We start from the raw sequence: 18,535 nt of genomic DNA on the forward strand, positions 1-18,535 counted from the left end.
CGGCGGCTGACGGCCTGGAGCAGGCCACCGGCCCGGCCGACAAGGACCGGAGTGAGCCCTGCCCCGCTCGATCACGAACGACGGATGTGCGCGCCTGACAGCCAGTCGCCGCCAGGCGCGCACATGCCATCGGTCAGCAGCAACTCGGCGCGGCCCCAGCGACAGCCGGCTCCTTCTCGGCATTCGGGGTGCAACAGGCGCTCTCGGTGGCCTTCTCCAGTTGGTCGGAGTCGGCTTTGACGGTGTAGACCTCCCAGGGCTCGTTGCCGGGGCCGCGTACCCAGACCTTGTCCTGGAGGGCGTAGCAGCATTCCGTGCTGTTCTCTTCGAGGGTGATCAGGCCCGCGTCGGTGAGGCGGTTGGTGGCGGCGTTGACCTCGTCGGTGCTGAACACCTCGACGCCCAGGTGGTCCATCACGGTCGGCTGGTCGGGCTCGCCTTCGAGCAGCACGAGCTTCAAGGGAGGGTTATCGATGGCGAAGTTGGCGTAGCCGGGGCGACGCTTGGCCGGCTCGATGTCGAACAGCTTCGAGTAGAAGGCGACGGAGCCTTCGAGGTCGGACACGCGCAGGGCGAGCTGGATACGGGACATGGTTTCCCCTCCTGACGGGTTAGCGGATGTGGTGGCTGGTGAGAGCGGTGGTGCGGGTGCGCTCGTAGCGGGCGTCGGCATGGCAGTCCGCAGTGCAGACCTGCCCGCACGGCTCGCAGAGCGTCACGCCCTGGACGTGGGTGGTGCGGCGACGGGAGAACAGCTTGAGCATCGCTTCGTCCTTGCCTAGATGATTTTCGAAGCAGGACCTACGTTGCACCCTGTTTCGAGATCTGTCAACCTAGAGGCATGTCGAAACAAGCGCTGCCGGTGGTGGACCTCCAAGCCGTGGCCTGCTGCTCCCCGATCGCCGTCCGCCCCCTGGATGCCGACCAAGCGGCGGTGGTCGCGCCGATGTTCAAGGCCCTGGGCGACCCGATCCGGCTGCGGCTGATGTCGATGATCGCCTCGGTGCCGGAGATCTGCGTCTGCGACCTGACCCCGGCGTTCGACCTGTCCGGGCCGACCATCTCCCACCACCTCAAGGTGCTGCGCGAGGCCGGCCTGGTCGACTCCGACCGACGCGGCACCTGGGTCTGGTACCGGGTCCGCCCGGAAGCGTTTCGGCAACTCGGCGCGCTGTTGGACATCTCCACCACATCCGCGCAGGCCACCGCGTGACCCTCACCCTGGCTCGTCGGGCATCGGCTGAGTTCACCGGTACGGCACTGCTGGTCACCGCGGTCGTCGGCTCCGGGATCGCCGCCGCCCGGCTCTCTCCCACCGACATCGGGCTCCAGCTCCTGGAAAACGCGATTGCCACCGCCCTCGCCCTGGGCGCGCTGATCCTCATGTTCGGGCCGGTGTCCGGGGCGCACTTCAACCCGGTTGTCTCTGCCGTCGACTGGTGGCTCGGCCGCCGCGCCGGCACCGGCCTGACCGCCCGCGACCTCGCCGCCTACACCACCGCCCAGACCGGCGGAGCCATCACCGGGGCGGTGCTGGCCGGCCTGATGTTCGACCTGCCGGCCGTGGCCTGGTCCCGCACCGAGCGGACCGGGGGGAACTTGTGGCTGGCCGAGGTGGTCGCCACCGCCGGCCTGGTCGTCCTGGTCTTCGCCCTCGCCCGCTCGGCCCGCACCTCCGCCGCCCCTGCCGCCGTGGGCGCCTACATCGGCGCGGCCTACTGGTTCACCTCGTCGACTTCGTTCGCCAACCCCGCTGTCACCATCGGCCGGGCCTTCACCGACACCTTCGCCGGAATCGCCCCGGCCTCGGTGCCCGGCTTCGTCGCCGCCCAGCTCGTTGGCGGCCTGGTCGCCGTCGCCGCCCTCGCCGCCTGGTACCCCCACGCCGCCGACTCCGCCGACGCCGTCGTCGTGCCGCACCTCGTCCAGGAGAACCGATGACCGCCCCCGCCAGCACCACCGGCATCACCATCGCCGCCATGGGCAACCAGCACGCCGACGCCGTGCTGGATATCTACCGGCTCGGCATCGCCACCGGCAATGCCACCTTCGAAACCGAACCGCCCACCTGGGAACAGTTCACCGCCAGCCGGCTACCCGGTCACCGCTGGGTGGCCGTCGACCCCACCGGCCGGGTCCTCGGCTGGGTCGCCTGCTCCGCCGTGTCCGACCGGTGCGTCTACGCCGGGGTGGTCGAGCACTCCGTCTACGTCCACCCCGACGCCCGCAGCCATGGAGTCGGCCGTCTCCTGCTCGACGCCCTGATTGCCTCCACCGAGCAGGCCGGCATCTGGACCATCCAATCCGGCGTCTTCCCCGAGAACACCGCCAGCCTCGCCCTACATACCGCCTGCGGCTTCCGCACCGTCGGCACCCGCGAACGCGTCGGCCGCCACCACGGAACCTGGCGCGACGTCACCCTCATCGAACGCCGCAGCCCGATCTTCATCTGACAGGAAGAACATCACCGATGAGCGACAAGCCCAGCATCCTGTTCGTCTGCGTCCACAACGCCGGCCGCTCCCAGATGGCCGCCGCCTGGCTGCGCCACCTCGCCGGAGACACCATCGAGGTCCGCTCCGCTGGCAGCGCACCCGCCGACCAGATCAACCCCGTCGCCGTCGACGCCATGCGGGAGGTCGGCATCGACATCATCGACCAGACCCCGGCCCAACTCACCTGGGACACGGCCGAAGCCAGCGACGTCATCATCACCATGGGCTGCGGCGACGCCTGCCCCGTCTTCCCCGGCAAGCGCTACGAGGACTGGAAGCTCACCGACCCCGCCGGCCAACCCCTCGACGTCGTCCGCCAGATCCGCGACGACATCAAGACCCGAGTCACCGACCTGCTCGCCAGCATCGAGCCACAAGGCTGAGCAACCCGGCTCGCTAGCTGTACTGCCCAGGGAGTCCGGCCGATTGCCTCCGTTGACGACCTCGCCCGGCATGACCTGTTCGAGTCCCACGACGAGCACGCAGCCTTCCTGGTCGACCTCTACGCCCTTTCGGCAACGTCCGGAAATTACCTGAGCGGAGAAATTCAATGGCCATTCCGAAGAAGGGCAGCCGCCTCATCTCGGTCGACGACATCACCTATCGCTGGCGGATCCGCCCGAAGCCCACGTACAGCCAGGGACTGGCCGAGACGGCGTTGACCTATGCCGTTGAGCTGGAGCAGGATCCGGGCTCGGTACTTGTCGTCACGACCGACTTCCCGCGACCGGACAACTGGATCGTGTCCTCCGGGAGGGCGGTTCGTCCGACCGAGGTTGCGGACACCATCCGGGCAGCGCTCCGGCAAGGCTGGCGGCCCGACCGACCGAGCCCGGTGATGCAGATGAGCGCTACCGCCAGCAGGAGACTGGCCTCGGCCGAGACGTCAGGAGCCTGAGCAGCAGATCTCAGGCCCCCGACGTCACCAGCTCGATCCGCCTGCGGCGGTCCGGCGTCGTATGCCTCACCGCCACCGCTCGCTCGGGTCGGGGGCGGATCCGCGTAGCGTCGGCTCACCGCGCGCCTGGACCACGTACTCCGGTGGCACGCCGCACAGCGGAGCGGCAGCGATCGCCCAGCCCACGGCGGCGGGTGACCACCCACGCGATCGTCACGGCCTGGCGGACGTTGGGTGGGAGGTGGACTACGTGGGCGGGTTGTCTAGACATGAGGATGCCGCGTCCTCGTGGGGGTGCTGTAGTACCTGGCCGCGGCTCGCATGGACTCAATGAGTGTGGATCCGGGGTAGTAGCGGCGGTCGGAGTACAGATGCCGGTAGCAGGCCCAGTAGCTTGCCACGCGCTGAGCTGTGATGGCGACGAACGACGGGTTCGCGGCGAGGACCTGTCCGTAGACGGCGTGCTGTGGGGTCCGGGGATCATGGATCTCGACAAGTTCACGGCGGATGTCGAGCACGATCTCCAGGACATACTCTCCGACCAGCCGGACCACAAAAGGGACCACCCACGGCTCGTTCAACCTCAGAACGTGCGCAAGCCGTCGCTGCCGCACCCGACCGTCGTGGTGACGCGTATAGAGGCAGTTGAGGATCGCCGACTGGGTCGGTGACAGGACACCCTCCACACGGGCTTGAGGTTCGGCGTGGTACATGCGGTACGGGATGATGACCGGCTGCCCGTCGACGGTGACGCGGAACGGCAACGCCGGTTCTAGGCTGGACGGGGGCAGAAGCTTCAAGACGGCCTGTACGTCTCGCTGGAGGTAGGCGGGGAAAGCGGCTGCCAGTGAAGGCGCGGTAGGGGCACTCAGCGCTGGGCTTGACACGGTCGGACCGTACAGCGTTCCAGCCCTGCATGCCGTACGACGAGTAGGGCTTTTCCTCTGTGAGCTTCAGCAGCTCACCGCAGCCGTGGGCCATGATGGCGGGCGCTCCCTCGAAGTGCAGCCAGAAATGCAGCAGGCCGACAATTCCCATCACTGGCCTGTCGTCGAACCAGTGCCGCGCCTCGGTTGCCGCAAGCAGGCGTCGACCCAGGAGCGGGCGAAGTAGAACGGCAACGGTCACGGGATCCGCCACGGGCGCACCATGGCAGCGCCAGACCGCCAGTTTGGAAGATCGTTCTCGGCTGACCTGTTCTGTCTGAAGTGCCTGCTCGGCGGCGGAATCGCGGTGCCTGGTGGTGCCCGTTGAGGATCTTCCAAGACACCGGCTTCACACCACCCGGCGCACCTGCGCCACCCTGCTGGTGGCTCTCGACGTCCACCCCCGGGTCATGATGCGGATCCTCCGGCACAGCCAGATCGCCGTGACCATGAACATCTTCGCCTCCGAGGCGACCGAGACGGCCCTCACCCGGCTCGGCGACCAGTTCCTGTGAGCTGCGGTACTGTCGCCCGATCTCGATCAACTGAAGGAGTGTCAGAGTGGAGCCGTTGGGGATCTCGCATGACGCCTTCGGTCGACTTCGCCTCGCCGGCTTCATAGCGGCAGAGCACCTAGAGCAGCTTCGCGGCTGGGAGTACTTGGACCGTTGCTGGGTCGGGGAGGCGTCGGGCTTCACGGAGTGGCTTCGTCTTGAGTCGGCTCCCGAGGTAACGCGTTCGGTGGCGATCGACCTCGTCGCCCTGCCGGAGTCAACGGTCCAGAACATGATCGACGCGCTGAGGCTCCCCCTGCGGGCAGGGCAGCACCGACAGGAGATCACCGGCGTGTTTGGGGAGCCCACCGGCACACAGAGTTTCGTGCGGGATCGGGTCACCCTCATCTTCCGCATCGGCGCTGCGGAGCCCTACGAACTGAGCTGCACCATTCACGAGGAGCAGGGGCTGATCTACCTGACGATGCATCCCACGCCGCTGCCGGATTAGCTCGCGGCCAGCCAGATCGACCCTGCGGGGCGACGACTGCTGCACTTCGCTGCTGTACAAGATCCAAAAAGGCCGTCTCCCACGACGGGAAACGGCCTTTGAACTGGGTGGAGCTGAGGGGATTTGAACCCCATACACCATCTGCGGGAAGAGATCATCACGAGTCGGGCACATACCCGGCGCGACCTGGTCAACCATCGCCAAGACCTCTCGACGTTTGACATGGCTTGTCGCTCGCGGTTGTGCCGGATCTGTGCCTGATGATCTTCACCAGCCTCGCTGGCCCTCTAGCCATCCCGTCGGCCTTCGTCCGCACCCCTGTGGAGCGGGTGGGGCCTGCCCGGTCAAGGTGGAGCACCCAGCGGCTGAACGACCTTGACCGGGCAGTCCCTGCCCGCTCGGCTCCGCCCGGACGAAGGTCGTCGGGATGGCGCCACCATCCCGGAGTGCCCGAGGACCCCGCCGGAGGCACTGCACTTGTTCCAAACAGCACCGAAGCCCCGGACTTCCTTCATCAAGGCGGTCCGGGGCTTCGTCGTATGTCGCGCCGCCGGCGGGCTAACACCGACGCGCTGGCGGCCGAAGGCCAGAGGCGCGGCGGCGGGCCATCGGCCCGGCCCAGGTTCGGCGGCGCGAGCGGCCCGCGACGCGGGCCGCCTTGATCCCGTACAGAAAGTCCTCACACGAACGCCGTGGGACGCGCCAAGACAAGCCAGCAAGCAAGTTGGCGAAGACTGCGAGTGGCACCCCGATGCGCGCCACTTGGCTAGACCGAGACGCGTGCCTGCCGTAGCCGTATCAACAGCCATTGTCATGATTCAGTCGTTGTCCAGAGCGACCGGAGGCCGTAGTGTACCTACGATGGGATTGTTAAATGAGGGCAAGAGTGGTGACGTCAGTGGATCCTGAGACCCTGCCGCTTTCAGACCTGCCAAATCCTTATGAGTTCGCGAACCCGGTGACGAGTCGAGAGCGGTTCGCCGGCAGAAGCACCGAATTGAAGGACCTCCGCTACTACCTCCGGCAGGCACGACGCGCTCATCACCCGGTGAACATTGCCTTGGTCGGAGAGCGCGCGGCCGGCAAGACAAGCCTGCTCAACGTCATCGAGCATGACTCAAAGGAGCTTGGACTCCTCGCCACAAGGATCAACCTGAACTCGGGCGACGCAGATCCGATGAGGCTCTTTTGGAAGATCTACGAAGCAATCGTGGATTCCGTCAGCGAGGCAGGACACTTGTTCCCACCTGGCTCGGACGAGGAACGAACCTATCGCCTGATCTCCGATGGGCTTAACCCTGAAGCAGATCACATAGGTTTTCCGCTTCGCTTCCCAGCACATTATGCCGTATCCGTGAACGGCGGCAGGCAGATATCTGAGAATAAACTCGTCCGAGATTTGGTCTACCTCTACGAGGTTAGCAAGGTTCCGTGCGTACTACTGTTCGACGAGTGCAACGTGCTGGCTACAAATAGGGTCACCCTGGAGATGCTGAGAAACGTCTTCATGAATACGCCCGGCTACATGTTGGTGCTAACCGGAACGCCAGCGATGTTCCCGCTGTTCGACGACGTCTTCTCCCCCATTATTCGGCAATTCAAGAAAGTTCGTGTTCAGCCATTCGAAGAGCTCGACGATAGCCGTGAGTGCATCGACGGACCACTAAAGGCTCTCAACCTCAAGCCGTACGAGCTAATTACCGGAGGCAGACAGTTCTATCAACACGTCCACCAACTGTCAGGCGGGCGGCCTTACGAAATCCAACTGCTGTGCCATTTCATGTTTCGGCGCGTCCAGGACAAGAGAGCCGAAAGAATGGCGCTAACAGCAAATGTAATTGATGACGTAATGCAAGAGCTAGAACTCTCTGTAGCGAATCCCGGCACTTCACGCCCAGTCCTAGCGGCCCTCCGCACACTGAATGAGATCGAACTAAAGGCACTCGGCGTTCTCGGGAGGTGCAGTGGGTTCGCTACATTCGATGACATTTGGTTCGCACACTCGATTGAAGCGGACGGTGAGGCCTTCACGAGGGAGGAACTAATTGAGCATCTCAGGCGCTTGAGCGAAGGTGGGGTACTCGAAGTAAGAGGCGACGCAATCATCTCATTCCTAGGGGATGATTTTGAGCGAGTCTACTTGTCGTACTTTGCCGAAAGCCGAAACGTAAACATACGAATACAGGATCGGCCTTTCGCCTATCAGATGATGGACGTTGTGCGAAGTCGACTCCGAGCCATTGCAAAGGAATTCCCTATTGGAGGACCGGGGACGACTTCATGGGTGCTGGAAACTATCGAGGCCTTGCTTGCTCCCACATTGAGAGTAATACCTCCCCAGACAGACGTCGTCTACGACTGGGTCCTGGAAGCTGCCGGCAACGGCGACGAGCTGGTTATGAGAGAATTTGTAATACAGTACGGCTCGCACGTGGCTAATATTTGTGCCCCAATCCATGATGAGGATGATGTCGAAGCAATTGAACGGATTGCAGTCGAGATCGCAGAAAAAGGCGGGTCACTTGATTGGATGAATAAAAGCTTCAAGGTTCCCGCTTCCGGCGAGTTCATTCAGCGCCTCCTCGATACCGGCGACAGGAACTCATTGTTACACCTAGGCGAGGAGCACACAGCTAGCGCCACCTTTTCTTATCTTGATGGCGAGCGACAAAAAGCCATCGATGAGGCCGAACTCGCGTCTCGCTTTCCTCTCGATAGCGACGATGCCAACAACGTCGGTTATATGCTTATTAGCGCCGGGAAATATGACAAAGCGCTCCAAGTCCTCAAGGCGATCGAGGTTGGCGGCAGCACTGGCGGTGTCGATGCACTCCTTCTGTTTAACCTAGCGATTGCCAGCTTGGGTCTCCAACATGTTGAGCAGGCACGGACTGCATTGAGCCAAGCTGCCGCTCTCTTCGAGAGTGTGAATGGATCGCCAAATCCGTCGTGTCTGTTCATTCCCTCTATTACTGAGCACGGACTCTGCTTGGTAGAGATACTTCAACCAGAATTACGGGAGGCGATCAGTGGAACGCAACGGCTGATCGATGGACTGATCCCCTTCTCCGGAATCATCGAAGTCCGACACGCTCAGTTCAAGAGTCGCTCCGAGGATCAATAACCGCACCCGAGAGGTCAGCCCCATCCATTATGGTGCCGCTCAGCGTGGCCCGTGATAGGTCCGCCCTCCGGAGGTCGGCACCAGTGAGATCCGCGTTCATCAGCCGCGCTTGGATCAATACTGCGTCAACCAGTACCGCGCCTCGCAGACTGGCGTCACTTAGATCAGCGCCCCTAAGATCAATGCTCCTTAGGTTAGCGCCATCGAGGTTGATGGGTGCGCCGCCCCGAATGGAGCAAAGCACCTCTATCGCCGTTTTGACATCAGGTGGGGCCGGGTCCAGTGGCCTTGTGGGTGACTGCCGCACGAAGGCAGATAGGACATTGATTACTCGCTGGTTCTCTCCAAGCGCCGACTCCTCAGCGATGCGAGCGAGGGCATAGATGCCACCCACTCTACGAGGAAGAGACTCCGAAGCGCCTAGCTGATCAAGTGCGGCAGTGAACGCGGTCGTGAGCCGGGTGGCATGATTAATCTTTAGTTGCTCCTGGGCGGCTCTGACCTGTTTCCACGCTGTAATGGCACCCATTATTAGGAGTAGCCCGGCCGTCGCTTGCAGCAGCAGCGACCGGATATCCTTCTCGGCCTGAATCTGATCCCGGAGCGGGAGCTTCGCGTAGGCAGAATGGTTCCGCTCAAGGATGTACGCCGGAAGCGATCCGAATGTGAATATAATCAAGGCAACGAGAAGCCCGACGCCGACGACAGCTGCAGCCAAACCAAACTTGCGCACTTATAGTCCTCTCTCATGTCGATGAGGAATTGCGATATCGGCTGCTACCTCCGTTCAACACCGAATCGGGGATCATACCGCGCGGGCCGCCATGTGGTCTAGCGACGATGTCGGGCTGGCCGAGCGGCTCTGGTGGTGAGGCCCCCACGGTCGTATGCTGAGTTCTATGAGTTCAATCGTCTTGCTAGCAGCGCGCACTTCAGAGGCGAAGCTGAAATACCAGCTTCCGCGGCGATGGCGCCTGTCAAGGCCGTAGCCGCCAAAGCAGCCGGGCTCAGCGCCCTAGCGGGCGAAGACGGCGATGTCTTGATCGCCGCTGCCTGGCTCCACGACGTTGGTTATGCGCCCGATGTATTGGAGACCGGTTTTCACTCGCTTGATGGGGCACGCTGGCTTCTTCGGCACGGCTTTAGTCCGCGTATAGCTTCGCTTGTCGCACACCACTCGTGCGCCCTTTACGAGGCGGACGAGCGCGGATTAGGGAAGGTCCTGGCCGCCGAGTTTCGGCGGAAAGAGTCCGTCACCTCTGATGCACTATGGTTTGCAGATATGACGACTGGTCCCGATGGCCAGGATCTCTCCATCGAGGATCGCCTGGCCGAAATACGTGAACGATATGGTCCCGATGATATCGTCACGCGCTTTTGGCGTAAGGCTGAACCGTCATTGGTGGAGGCGGTACGCCGCACGCAAGCACGCATGACAGATCACCCAATGTAAGGTTCCACCCGTTGCTCAAAGCCGTGCTCAATCCGAAGGCGCATCGACGGATGAATTGGCAGGTCGCCTAACTCGGATCGGCCCATCCACCGAACTTCTGACGACTCATCACTGGGGGCGGGCTCACCGGCAACGTATCGCCCTTGGAAGCAGATCGAGAACTGCTGCCGCACCTCGCCGTCACTGTACTCCACGGCATGGTTGGGGTTGGTGTAGATCCCCACCACCCCAGTCACCTCGATCTCGACCCCGGTCTCCTCTCGCGTCTCTCGTACGGCAGTCTCCGCGTTGTAGAAGGCAAGCGCGTTCAGGATCTTGCTAGACATGGCGTGGCCGATGCCCTCGTCGTCGCCGCGCTCGGTGATGTGCTTGCCTTCCGGGTCGCCGAATAGCAGCTCGACCTGGGCGCCGGCCAGCGCCTTCTCGCGCAGGGTGGGCACCCATTGGTGGTTGAACTCGGGCAGGAACAGCCCGCCGTAGACCAGGACGCCGACCTGTCGGGTCGTGGCTGGAAGACCAGGCGGCGTGACATGCCCGTTGATGACCTCTGGTACCTGAGCAAGCGCGGCCCCGACGGGCAGCGCATGAAGTCCAAGCGGCATGGTCGCGGCAAGCGGTGGCGCTGCCGATACGAGGACTCGTCCGGGCAACCCCGGGAACGCCTCTTCGAACGGAAGGCCGACGCAGAGGCATGGGACATCAAGGCCCGTGCCGGCCTCGCCGAGGAAACCCGGATCGACCAGGGAGAGCGGCGGCTGACATTCCGCGACTACGGGGAACGGTGGCGGCTGTCCCGCCAGGTCGGCCAGGCGCTGGCGTACCAACGCCATCTCGATTCGGGCCTGCGCCACCACCTTTACCCGTTCTTCGGTGACCGGCCGATACGAGCCATTACCGTCACCGACGTCCTGGAATGGATCGCCAAGCAGCTCCAACACAACGTCGCGCAGTCCTCGATGAAGACCTACTTCGACGTCCTGAACGTCATCCTGAACGCGGCCGTCATCGACAAGGTGATTCCCGACAACCCCTGCAAGGCGATCCGGCTGTCGGCGATCCTGCGGGGATTCTCTCGGGCGCCCAAGTGGGTACCGGCCGCCGACGACGTGCTCGCCCTGGTCGAAGTCGTCCCCGCCGAGTATCGGGCGGCCATCTGGCTCGGCGCGGGCGAGGGTCTACGCCTGGGCGAAGTGCTCGGCATGGAAGACAGCTCGCGGTGCCGACTACGAGCACCAGGAGGTCCACGTGGTTCAGCAACTGCGGTTCCACAAGGTCGCCTACGGCGGCTTCTACCTCGCCCCGCCGAAGTCGGGCTCGGTGGGCGACGTCGACCTGGACGACCATGTGGCCGCCGTCCTCGCCGATCACGTCCGCGACCACCCGCCGGCCACCGTCGAGCTGGCGGACATCACCGCTGGAACGCCGGACCCGGGCAAGAGCCCCACTCGCAGACATGTCTCGCTGCTGTTCGCCGATTCGTGGGGCCGGCCGATCCACGATCAGCGGTGGTCGGACATGTGGCGCGGCTGGCGGAAGCGGGCAGGCTGGCCCGACACCGGCACCTTCCACTCCCTGCGGCACTACTTCGCCACCGCGCTGATCGCGGCCCACGCCGACCCGACGGACGTTCAGCGGGCGCTACGGCATTCCAGCCTGCGCATCACGCTGGAGACCTACGTGCACTGGTGGCCCAAGAAGAACCGCCGCCGCAACGTCGTCAGCACGGCACTGCGGCAGGCGGCGGAGAACCGAAAAAGGCCACCCGAGTACCAAGATCGGATCTGACTTGTGCCCGATCTGAGCCGGATGACCTTGGAGCGGCGTTTCCGCTGCTCATCGGTGTTACTGGTGGAGCTGAGGGGATTTGAACCCCTGACCCCCTCGATGCGAACGAGGTGCGCTACCGGTCTGCGCCACAGCCCCTCCGCCGGCGAACCGGCGTCGGTCCCACCCGGCTTTCACCGGGCGGGCCGGCGCCAAGGCTAACAGGTCGACCGCCCCCGCCGCGAATCCACCCCCGGCGCGGCGGGATCTTGGCGAGAACCGACCACGGAGGATCGGATCGGCGACGCCAGAAGCGGACATCCGGGCCGCGTCGGAAACCGACATTCAAGCCGAGTGGGTGCCGCGACCGGACTGGTACGGGCGGCCCCGCAGGCCGCCCGTACGCCGGTAGGACACGGAGCCGCCGTTGGCCGCCGCGGGCAGGTCGGCCGGCCGGTCCAGGCCCATCGCGGCGCGGCGTACCACCTCGCGCTGGGCCGCCAGGCGGCGCTGCGCCTCCCGGCGGGCCGCCGCCCGACGGGCCTGCTCCCGCCGCACCTCGGCCTGCCGGGCGGCCAGCCATGCCGCCTCCCGGGCCTGCGCCCGCCGCCGCCGGCGATCCGCCACCGCCCGCGCCCGCAGGTGTACGACGTACGCGACCAGCAGGGTGGCAGTGACCCCGAAGCTGATCCAGAAGCCGGGGCCGACCACGATCACGCCGATCAGCTCGACGAAGTTGAGCAGGAGCAGCGCGGCGAGCACCCGACGTCGGCGGTAGACGGCGGGGGTGTGCTGCCGGCGGGGCGGCGGGCGGCGGCGGTTCTTCTTCCCGGCGGGCGGCACGGCGCGCAGCCGGCTCGACCGGCGGGCGGCAGGTGGCGCGGAGACCGGGGCCGCGAGACCCCCCGCGTCCTTGCTCTCGCTCAGGGTGACGACGAGGGATCGGGGCGGGTGGACCGGCTTCCGCCCCGGGACAGTACGACGCCGCCGGCGGCGCTGGAGCACCCGCGCCGTCGACTGCGCCCGCTCCGCCACCAGCCGCTCGGTGGCGTCGTACCGGCGGACCAGCGCCGGCGCGAGGGCGAGCAGGCCGGCGGCGGCGAGGACGGCGAGGAGCACCGAGGTCGGCACCCTCACCCCTCCCGTCACCGAATTCGGAGCAACCGCCGCCCGACCGCAGGATCTTCCACCGAGCGTGGTCGGGTGCGTGGATCGTACGGGTGGAGCAGCGCTTGCCACAGCTTGCAGTCACTTGAGGTTACGGGCCGCCGACGCGGATGGTGACGCGCCGCGCCGATCCCGTCCGTGGGACGGCTCACCCCGCGACGGCGCGGATCCGGTGCCAGCGGCCCAGCAGGCCGCCCTCGGCGGCGACCTCCTCACTGGTCATCGCGTATCCGATGTGGTCCCGCCACGCACCGTCGATGTGCATGTAGCGCACGTGGTACGACTCCTCGCGGAAGCCCAGCTTCTCCACCACCCGGCGGGACGGCCGGTTCTCGGGGCGGATGTTCACCTCGACCCGGTGCAGCCCGCCCGCGCCGAAGGCGTGGTCGACGGCGAGCGCCAACGCGGTCGGGATGATGCCGCGACCGGCCACCCGGGAGTCGACCCAGTAGCCGACGTACCCGGAGCAGAACGCCCGCCGGACGATGCTGCCCACGTTGAGGTGGCCGACCAGCCGCTCCCGGCCGTCCTCGCGCAGGCAGACCGCGAACGGCATCCCCTCGCCGCTGCGCGCCGACCGGCGCTGGTCGCGGTGCACCCAGCGGAACGCGGCCGGCGAGTTCAGCTCGTGCCAGCTTCCCGGCAGGGACGACTCCCACGGCGCGAGCCACTCTTGGTTGGCGCGGCGCACCTCCGACCAGGCGGCGGCGTCCGCCCGCCGGTAGGGCCGCAGCACCACCGGGCCATCGTTCAGCACCGCCGGCCACCCCGGCGCCCGCCCACCCCCGAACAGATTCACCGCGTCAGCTTCCGCTCACGACCGCGTCATCGCAAGCGCACTCCTGCCCGCACCGCACCGTCCGTCCAGCCGCGCCCGGGAGGCCACGCTCACCGGCGACGGTCCAGCAGGAGGACGTCCACGGTGGACCCGGCCGCCGCGGTGGTCACCCGCTCGCCGAGCACCAACAGGCCGTTCGCCTCGGCCAACCCGGAGAGGGTGTACGGCCCGCCGTTGAGCGGCTGGACCGTGTAGCCGCCGCCGCGCCGCTCGGCGACGTGCGCGGGGCGGAACTCGCGCAGCCCGACCGGGGACGAGATCGTCTCCAGCAGGTGCGCGCGGACGCTGGGCCGGAACACCGGTTCCGCCCCGGCGAGCAGGTTTATCGCCGGGCGGGCCAGCACCTCGAAGCCGATCAGGGCGGCGCCCGTGTCGCCGGGCAGGCACACCACCGGCACCTCCTCGGCGCCGACCGTGCCGAAGCCGAGGGAGGTGCCGGGATAGAGCGCCACCTCGGTGAACATGACCGGCCCGGCCCGGCCGCCCTCGCGGCGGGAGAGGATCCGCCGCACCATGTCGCCCGGCCCGGTGCCGGTGCCCCCCGTGGTGATGATCAGGTCGGCGCGCAGCGTCTGGTCCTCCAGCAGCCCGCGCAGCCCCTCCGGGTCGTCGTCGCAGATGCCCACCCGGTACGCCAAGGCGCCCACCTCGGCCGCCGCCGCGGTGAGCGCGTGCGAGTTGGCGTCGACCGTCTGGCCGGGCTGGCTGCCCCGGCCCACGTCGACCAGCTCGTCGCCGGTGGCCACGATGACCACCCGGGGGCTGGGCCGGACCACCACGTGCCCGATGCCGGTGGCGGCGAACACCGCGACCAGCGCCGGGGAGACGTAGGTGCCGGCCCGGGCCAGCAGGGTCCCGGCGGGCAGCTCCTCGCCGGCCCGGCGTACCCCGTACCCGCGCTTGGGGACGCGGAAGATCTCCACCGCGGCCATGCCCTGGTCGGTCCACTCGACGGGGACCACCACGTCCGCGGCGAGCGGCAGCGGCGCCCCGGCGGCGACGGAGAAGCACGCGCCGGGGGTGAGCCGCACCGGGCGCCAGCTCGCCGCGCCGAGGTCGCCGACGACGTTGAGCCGGACGTTGCGCCCGCCCGGCCCGCCGGACTGGGTCGGGACGTAGCCCACGCCCCGACCGCCTCCGGAGATGTCCTCCCAGCGGGCCGCGTACCCGTCCACGGCCGCCTGGTCGAAGGCAGGGAAGGAGTGCGGCGCGACGACGTCCTCGGCGAGGACGTTGCCGTGCGCCTGGGTGAGGTCGAGGTCGAGCGGAGGCAGCGCGCGTAACCTGCGCAGCACGCTGCCCAGGTAGTCGGCGAGCGGCATCAACTCGTTCGCGGCCGCCTCGGCGTCGGCCGACGCTGTCATGTACCAGTCACGCCCGACACGTCGGAGTTGACGAACTCGGCCAGCCACTTGCGGAACTCGCCGCCGAGGTCGTCGCGCTCGGCGGCGATCTGCACCACGGTCTGGAGGTAGCCCAGCGGCATGCCGGTGTCGTAGCGGGTGCCCCGGTAGACGATCGCGTGCACCGGCGTGCCCTCGTTGCGCAGCAGCTCCATCGCGTCGGTCAGCTGGATCTCCCCACCGCTGCCCGGCTTCGTACGCCGGATCGCGTCGAAGATGCTGGCGGGCAGCACGTAGCGGCCCAGCACCGCGAGGTTGCTCGGCGCGTCCTCCGGCTTCGGCTTCTCCACCATGCCGGTGACCCGGACGACCTCGCCGATGTCGGTCAGCTCCGCCTCCGCCGGCTCGACCGAGGCGATGCCGTAGCGCTTGGTCTCGGAGGGGTCGACCTCGAAGAAGGCCAGCACGACGCCGCCGGTGCGGGCCTGGAGCTCCAACATGGCCGGCAGCAGCGGCTCGGACTGCTTCACGAACTCGTCACCGAGCAGCACCGCGAAGGGCTGGTCGCCGACGTGCGACTCGGCGTAACCGACGGCGTGGCCGAGGCCGAGCTGCTCGGGCTGCCGGCAGGTGTAGATCTCGGCCAGCTCGCTGGGGCGGCGCACGGCGGCCAGCCGCTCGGCGTCGCCCTTCTCCTCCAGCCGGGCCTCCAGGTCGGGGCGGCGGTCGAAGTGGTCCACCATCGACGTCTTGCCCCGCCCGGTGATCAGCAGGACGTCGCCGATGCCGGCCTGGGTGGCCTCCTCGACGATGTACTGCAGCACCGGCCGGTCGACCACCGGGAGCAGCTCCTTGGGCACCGCCTTCGTGGCCGGCAGGAACCGGGTGGCCAGTCCGGCGGCCGGGATGACTGCTTTGACCGCGCGGGAACGACCGGTTGCGGCGGTCGCCGTTGAGGGGTTCGCTGAGTGCTCCGACATGTCGCGAGACTATCGGCCACGGCTCTGCCGTGGAGGGTGAGGACCGGAAGACGCGCCGCCGCTCGTGCCGGGCCGCGCGGGACCAGGTCCGGCCGGCGCGGTCCGGGGCTCGGCCCCGGGTCCGGCCGGCGCGCCGCGCGGCTCGGCGTCGACCGGATCGGCCGGTTCGGGGCGGGTCCGGGCCGGCTGGCGCGGGGCGCCGGCGCGCGGCAGCCCGTCCTCGGGGCTGACCGCGCCCGCCGGGACGGGGATCTCCCGGGCCGGCGGGTCGGCCCGGCCGTGGGCGACCGGCTCCTCGCCGGCCCGGCCGCCGCCCGGCCGCTCCTCGCCGCCCCGGCCGCCGCCCGCCCGCTCGTCGTCCGCCCGGCCGCCGTCCGCCCGCTCGTCGTGCGCCGGGCCCGGGTCAGCCGGTTCGTCGTCGGCCCGGTCGTCGGCGATCCGCCAGGTGTCCCGGCCGCCCGCCTTGGCGGCGTAGAGCGCGTCATCGGCGGCGTCCAGCACCTCCTGGCCCGTGCTGGCGTGGCCGGGATAGACGGCGATGCCGATGGAGACGGTCACCGCGATGGCCACGGGCGCGGCCCCGCCGTGCCCGTCGGCCGTGATCGGGGCCTCCCGGATCGCCGCGCCGAGCCGCTCCGCGACGATCGCCGCCCCCCGGGCGTCGGTCTCCGGCAGCAGCACCACGAACTCCTCGCCGCCCTGCCGGAAGGCCAGGTCGACCTCGCGGATCTCGCCCCGCACCCGGCGGGCGAACTCCGCCAGCACGGCGTCGCCGGCAGCGTGCCCGTGCGTGTCGTTGACGTCCTTGAACCGGTCCAGGTCGAGGGCGAGGACGCTGAGCATCCGGCCGAACCGGTTCGCCCGCTCGACCTCCCGGCGGATCGACTCCCGCAGGTAGCGGTAGTTCCAGAGCCCGGTCAGCGGGTCGGTCAGCGAGAGCCGCTGCGCCTCCTCGTGCACCCGCACGTTGTCCACCGCCACGGCGGCGTGGCCGGCGAAGGTCCGCAGGGTCACCAGGTCGTCGTCGTCGAACTCGTCCGCGCCGAGCCGGTCGTAGAGGGCCAGTACACCGAGCGCCCCGGCCGGGGAGGCCGGCTCCGACGACCAGGGCCGGGCGGGCGGGGCGTCCGCGCGGGCGGCGGCGTCGACCGCGCCCGTGGCGCCCGGGGCGGCGAACGGCACCGCGACGTACGTCCGGCAGCGTGGCTCGCCCGGCGGCACGGCGGAGGGTTCCGCCCGGCCGCGCTGCGGCTCGCCGGTCGCCGCGACGGCCCCGAGCACGCCGCTGCCCAGCGGCACCCGCAGCGGCCCGGCCCGCTCCTCGGGCGGGCAGCGCCCGTCCAGCCCCTCCGCGCACTGCGCCACGAGCACCCCGCCGTCGTCGACCAGCAGCACCGCGCCGGCCCGGGCGCCCGTCGCCGCGATCGCGCTGTGCAGGATCACCCGCAGGATGCGTTGCAGGTCGTGCGTGCTGGCCAGGGTGTCCCCCAGCACCGCGAGGTGCCCGCGCAACTGGTCGCGGCTGCTGGTCAGCGCCGCCACGTAGGTGCCGGTCTCCCGGGTCATCCGGTTGAACGCGCCGGCCAGCTGGCCGATCTCGTCGCGGCTGCGCACCGGCACCCGGGCGGTCAGGTCGCCGCGGGCCACCCGGTCCACCGCGCCCGCCAGCTCCACCAGCGGCCGGGTGGTCACCCGGGCCAGCCGCCCGGCGGCCACCACGGCCAGCAGGGCCGCCACGAGCACCGCCGCGACCAGGGCGGCGTACAGGCCGGGCGGCTGGTCGCTGGGGACCGAGAGCACGAGCGGCAGGGGCTGCCCGGCGGACGGGCCGACCCGGCGGACGTACCGGCCGTCGGCGGTCTCGGTGACCCGCTCGCCGTCGACCGTGCCGGCGGCGGCGAGCACGGCGTCGCGTACCCCGGTCGACTCGGTGGTGTGGGCGAGCCGGACGGGCGCCTCGGCGTCGTCGAGCAGGGTGACCGCCACGCCGGTCACGGCCGCGAGCCGCGCCACGAAGGCCGGGTCGACCGGATGCGCCGCGGCGACCGTGCCCAGCGGCCCGCCGGACCGGTCGCGCAGGTCGACCCGGGCGGCGAGCGCCCGCACCGGGCCGGCGGCCGGCGCGGCGGTGGAGCAGTCCCGCCAGGGCTCCGGCGGCCCGCCCGGCGAGGCGTAGGTGACCCGGCCGGCCACGTCGGTGACCCGCACGGCGGCCGCCAGGCCGCGGCTGACCACCTGGCCCGCGGCGCCGGGCCGGTCGCCGGTCAGGGCCACCGCGTCGGCGGCGGCCCGCAGCTGCTGACAGAGGGCGTCGACCGAGGTGCGCACGGTCGCGGCGGCCACCGCCAGCCGCTCGGTGGAACGGCTCCGGTCGACGGCCACCACGGTCGAACCGACGAAGAACGCCCCGAGCAGGACCGGGCCGAGCACCACCGCCAGGAAGGCTGTGGTCAACCGCCCGCGTAGCGTCACTCGGTCCCCCCGGAAGTTCCGCCGCCGTCGCTTGCGATGCTGACACAGAGCAACCAGGTGACAAACGTTG

At 68.3% G+C, this 18,535-nt stretch carries 19 protein-coding genes, 1 tRNA gene and 1 pseudogene; 10 read left to right on the forward strand and 11 right to left on the reverse strand.

Going from position 1 to position 18,535, the window contains the following annotated elements; genetic code table 11:
• Positions 1 to 133 precede the first annotated feature (133 nt).
• Entirely contained in the window at positions 134 to 592 is a 459-nt protein-coding gene (locus ACGFZ2_RS12860) for an ArsI/CadI family heavy metal resistance metalloenzyme (protein ID WP_393452953.1), read from the reverse strand.
• Between the two features lie 19 nt (positions 593 to 611).
• On the reverse strand, positions 612 to 764 hold the full coding sequence (locus ACGFZ2_RS12865) for a hypothetical protein (RefSeq protein WP_393452956.1): 153 nt from the start codon (positions 762 to 764) through the stop codon (positions 612 to 614).
• A gap of 77 nt (positions 765 to 841) precedes the next feature.
• Here ACGFZ2_RS12865 and ACGFZ2_RS12870 point away from each other — a divergent pair, with 77 nt between their 5' ends.
• From ACGFZ2_RS12870 to ACGFZ2_RS12890, 5 genes and pseudogenes are all read left to right on the forward strand, one after another.
• Positions 842 to 1,213 (forward strand): ArsR/SmtB family transcription factor, encoded by a 372-nt coding sequence (locus tag ACGFZ2_RS12870; protein ID WP_393258264.1) that lies wholly within the window; start codon positions 842 to 844, stop codon positions 1,211 to 1,213.
• A pseudogene (locus tag ACGFZ2_RS12875) lies at positions 1,210 to 1,917 on the forward strand (aquaporin); the annotation flags it as partial. The gene ACGFZ2_RS12870 and the pseudogene ACGFZ2_RS12875, both read left to right, overlap by 4 nt.
• A 20-nt stretch (positions 1,918 to 1,937) precedes the next feature.
• Positions 1,938 to 2,453, forward strand: a complete 516-nt coding sequence (locus ACGFZ2_RS12880; RefSeq protein ID WP_393452959.1) for a GNAT family N-acetyltransferase — start codon at positions 1,938 to 1,940, stop codon at positions 2,451 to 2,453.
• A gap of 17 nt (positions 2,454 to 2,470) precedes the next feature.
• Positions 2,471 to 2,878 carry an arsenate reductase ArsC gene (locus ACGFZ2_RS12885; RefSeq protein WP_393452962.1) on the forward strand — a complete coding sequence of 136 codons (408 nt, stop codon included), beginning with the start codon at positions 2,471 to 2,473 and terminating at the stop codon, positions 2,876 to 2,878.
• Between the two features lie 167 nt (positions 2,879 to 3,045).
• Positions 3,046 to 3,393, forward strand: a complete 348-nt coding sequence (locus tag ACGFZ2_RS12890) for a hypothetical protein (protein ID WP_393452965.1) — start codon at positions 3,046 to 3,048, stop codon at positions 3,391 to 3,393.
• Positions 3,394 to 3,656: 263 nt separating this feature from the next.
• On the opposite strand, the gene ACGFZ2_RS12895 is transcribed toward ACGFZ2_RS12890, so the two are convergent.
• Positions 3,657 to 4,157 carry a hypothetical protein gene (locus tag ACGFZ2_RS12895; RefSeq protein WP_393452968.1) on the reverse strand — a complete coding sequence of 167 codons (501 nt, stop codon included), beginning with the start codon at positions 4,155 to 4,157 and terminating at the stop codon, positions 3,657 to 3,659.
• Positions 4,158 to 4,636: 479 nt separating this feature from the next.
• Between ACGFZ2_RS12895 and ACGFZ2_RS12900 the strand changes: the two genes are divergently transcribed.
• From ACGFZ2_RS12900 to ACGFZ2_RS12910, 3 genes are all read left to right on the forward strand, one after another.
• Positions 4,637 to 4,834 (forward strand): hypothetical protein, encoded by a 198-nt coding sequence (locus tag ACGFZ2_RS12900; RefSeq protein WP_393452971.1) that lies wholly within the window; start codon positions 4,637 to 4,639, stop codon positions 4,832 to 4,834.
• Positions 4,835 to 4,880: 46 nt separating this feature from the next.
• Positions 4,881 to 5,324 carry a hypothetical protein gene (locus ACGFZ2_RS12905; RefSeq protein WP_393452974.1) on the forward strand — a complete coding sequence of 148 codons (444 nt, stop codon included), beginning with the start codon at positions 4,881 to 4,883 and terminating at the stop codon, positions 5,322 to 5,324.
• An 898-nt stretch (positions 5,325 to 6,222) separates the two neighbouring features.
• Complete coding sequence (locus ACGFZ2_RS12910) at positions 6,223 to 8,448, forward strand: hypothetical protein (protein ID WP_393452977.1); 2,226 nt, start codon at positions 6,223 to 6,225, stop codon at positions 8,446 to 8,448.
• On the opposite strand, the gene ACGFZ2_RS12915 is transcribed toward ACGFZ2_RS12910, so the two are convergent.
• On the reverse strand, positions 8,423 to 9,181 hold the full coding sequence (locus tag ACGFZ2_RS12915) for a pentapeptide repeat-containing protein (protein WP_393452980.1): 759 nt from the start codon (positions 9,179 to 9,181) through the stop codon (positions 8,423 to 8,425). The two genes, ACGFZ2_RS12910 and ACGFZ2_RS12915, sit on opposite strands and share 26 nt — an antisense overlap.
• 234 nt (positions 9,182 to 9,415) lie before the next feature.
• Here ACGFZ2_RS12915 and ACGFZ2_RS12920 point away from each other — a divergent pair, with 234 nt between their 5' ends.
• Entirely contained in the window at positions 9,416 to 9,901 is a 486-nt protein-coding gene (locus tag ACGFZ2_RS12920) for an HD domain-containing protein (protein ID WP_393452983.1), read from the forward strand.
• Here the strand turns inward: ACGFZ2_RS12920 and ACGFZ2_RS12925 are convergent.
• On the reverse strand, positions 9,889 to 10,839 hold the full coding sequence (locus tag ACGFZ2_RS12925) for an NUDIX hydrolase (protein WP_393452986.1): 951 nt from the start codon (positions 10,837 to 10,839) through the stop codon (positions 9,889 to 9,891). The two genes, ACGFZ2_RS12920 and ACGFZ2_RS12925, sit on opposite strands and share 13 nt — an antisense overlap.
• A 307-nt stretch (positions 10,840 to 11,146) precedes the next feature.
• On the opposite strand from ACGFZ2_RS12925, the gene ACGFZ2_RS12930 reads away from it, so the two are divergent.
• Positions 11,147 to 11,686, forward strand: coding sequence for a tyrosine-type recombinase/integrase (locus ACGFZ2_RS12930; protein ID WP_393452989.1), 540 nt, complete (start codon positions 11,147 to 11,149; stop codon positions 11,684 to 11,686).
• A 61-nt stretch (positions 11,687 to 11,747) separates the two neighbouring features.
• Here ACGFZ2_RS12930 and ACGFZ2_RS12935 read toward each other — a convergent pair.
• The 6 genes from ACGFZ2_RS12935 to ACGFZ2_RS12960 all read right to left on the reverse strand — a co-directional run bounded on the left by ACGFZ2_RS12935 (position 11,748) and on the right by ACGFZ2_RS12960 (position 18,465).
• A tRNA-Ala gene (locus ACGFZ2_RS12935) sits at positions 11,748 to 11,824 on the reverse strand.
• 186 nt (positions 11,825 to 12,010) lie between these two features.
• Positions 12,011 to 12,802, reverse strand: a complete 792-nt coding sequence (locus tag ACGFZ2_RS12940) for a hypothetical protein (protein WP_393452993.1) — start codon at positions 12,800 to 12,802, stop codon at positions 12,011 to 12,013.
• A 178-nt stretch (positions 12,803 to 12,980) separates the two neighbouring features.
• Positions 12,981 to 13,589 carry a GNAT family N-acetyltransferase gene (locus tag ACGFZ2_RS12945; protein WP_393258250.1) on the reverse strand — a complete coding sequence of 203 codons (609 nt, stop codon included), beginning with the start codon at positions 13,587 to 13,589 and terminating at the stop codon, positions 12,981 to 12,983.
• 131 nt (positions 13,590 to 13,720) lie between these two features.
• A complete protein-coding gene (gene glp / locus ACGFZ2_RS12950) occupies positions 13,721 to 15,034 on the reverse strand; it encodes a gephyrin-like molybdotransferase Glp (protein WP_357694079.1) in 1,314 nt (437 codons plus the stop codon).
• Positions 15,031 to 15,993, reverse strand: a complete 963-nt coding sequence (locus ACGFZ2_RS12955; RefSeq protein ID WP_350701440.1) for a UTP--glucose-1-phosphate uridylyltransferase — start codon at positions 15,991 to 15,993, stop codon at positions 15,031 to 15,033. The genes glp and ACGFZ2_RS12955 overlap by 4 nt, the downstream gene beginning before the upstream one ends.
• Before the next feature lie 9 nt (positions 15,994 to 16,002).
• Entirely contained in the window at positions 16,003 to 18,465 is a 2,463-nt protein-coding gene (locus ACGFZ2_RS12960; RefSeq protein ID WP_393452996.1) for a diguanylate cyclase, read from the reverse strand.
• Positions 18,466 to 18,535: the final 70 nt, after the last annotated feature.

The organism is Micromonospora sp. NPDC048063 (genome assembly GCF_043202855.1).
In the GTDB taxonomy this organism is placed as follows: domain Bacteria; phylum Actinomycetota; class Actinomycetes; order Mycobacteriales; family Micromonosporaceae; genus Micromonospora.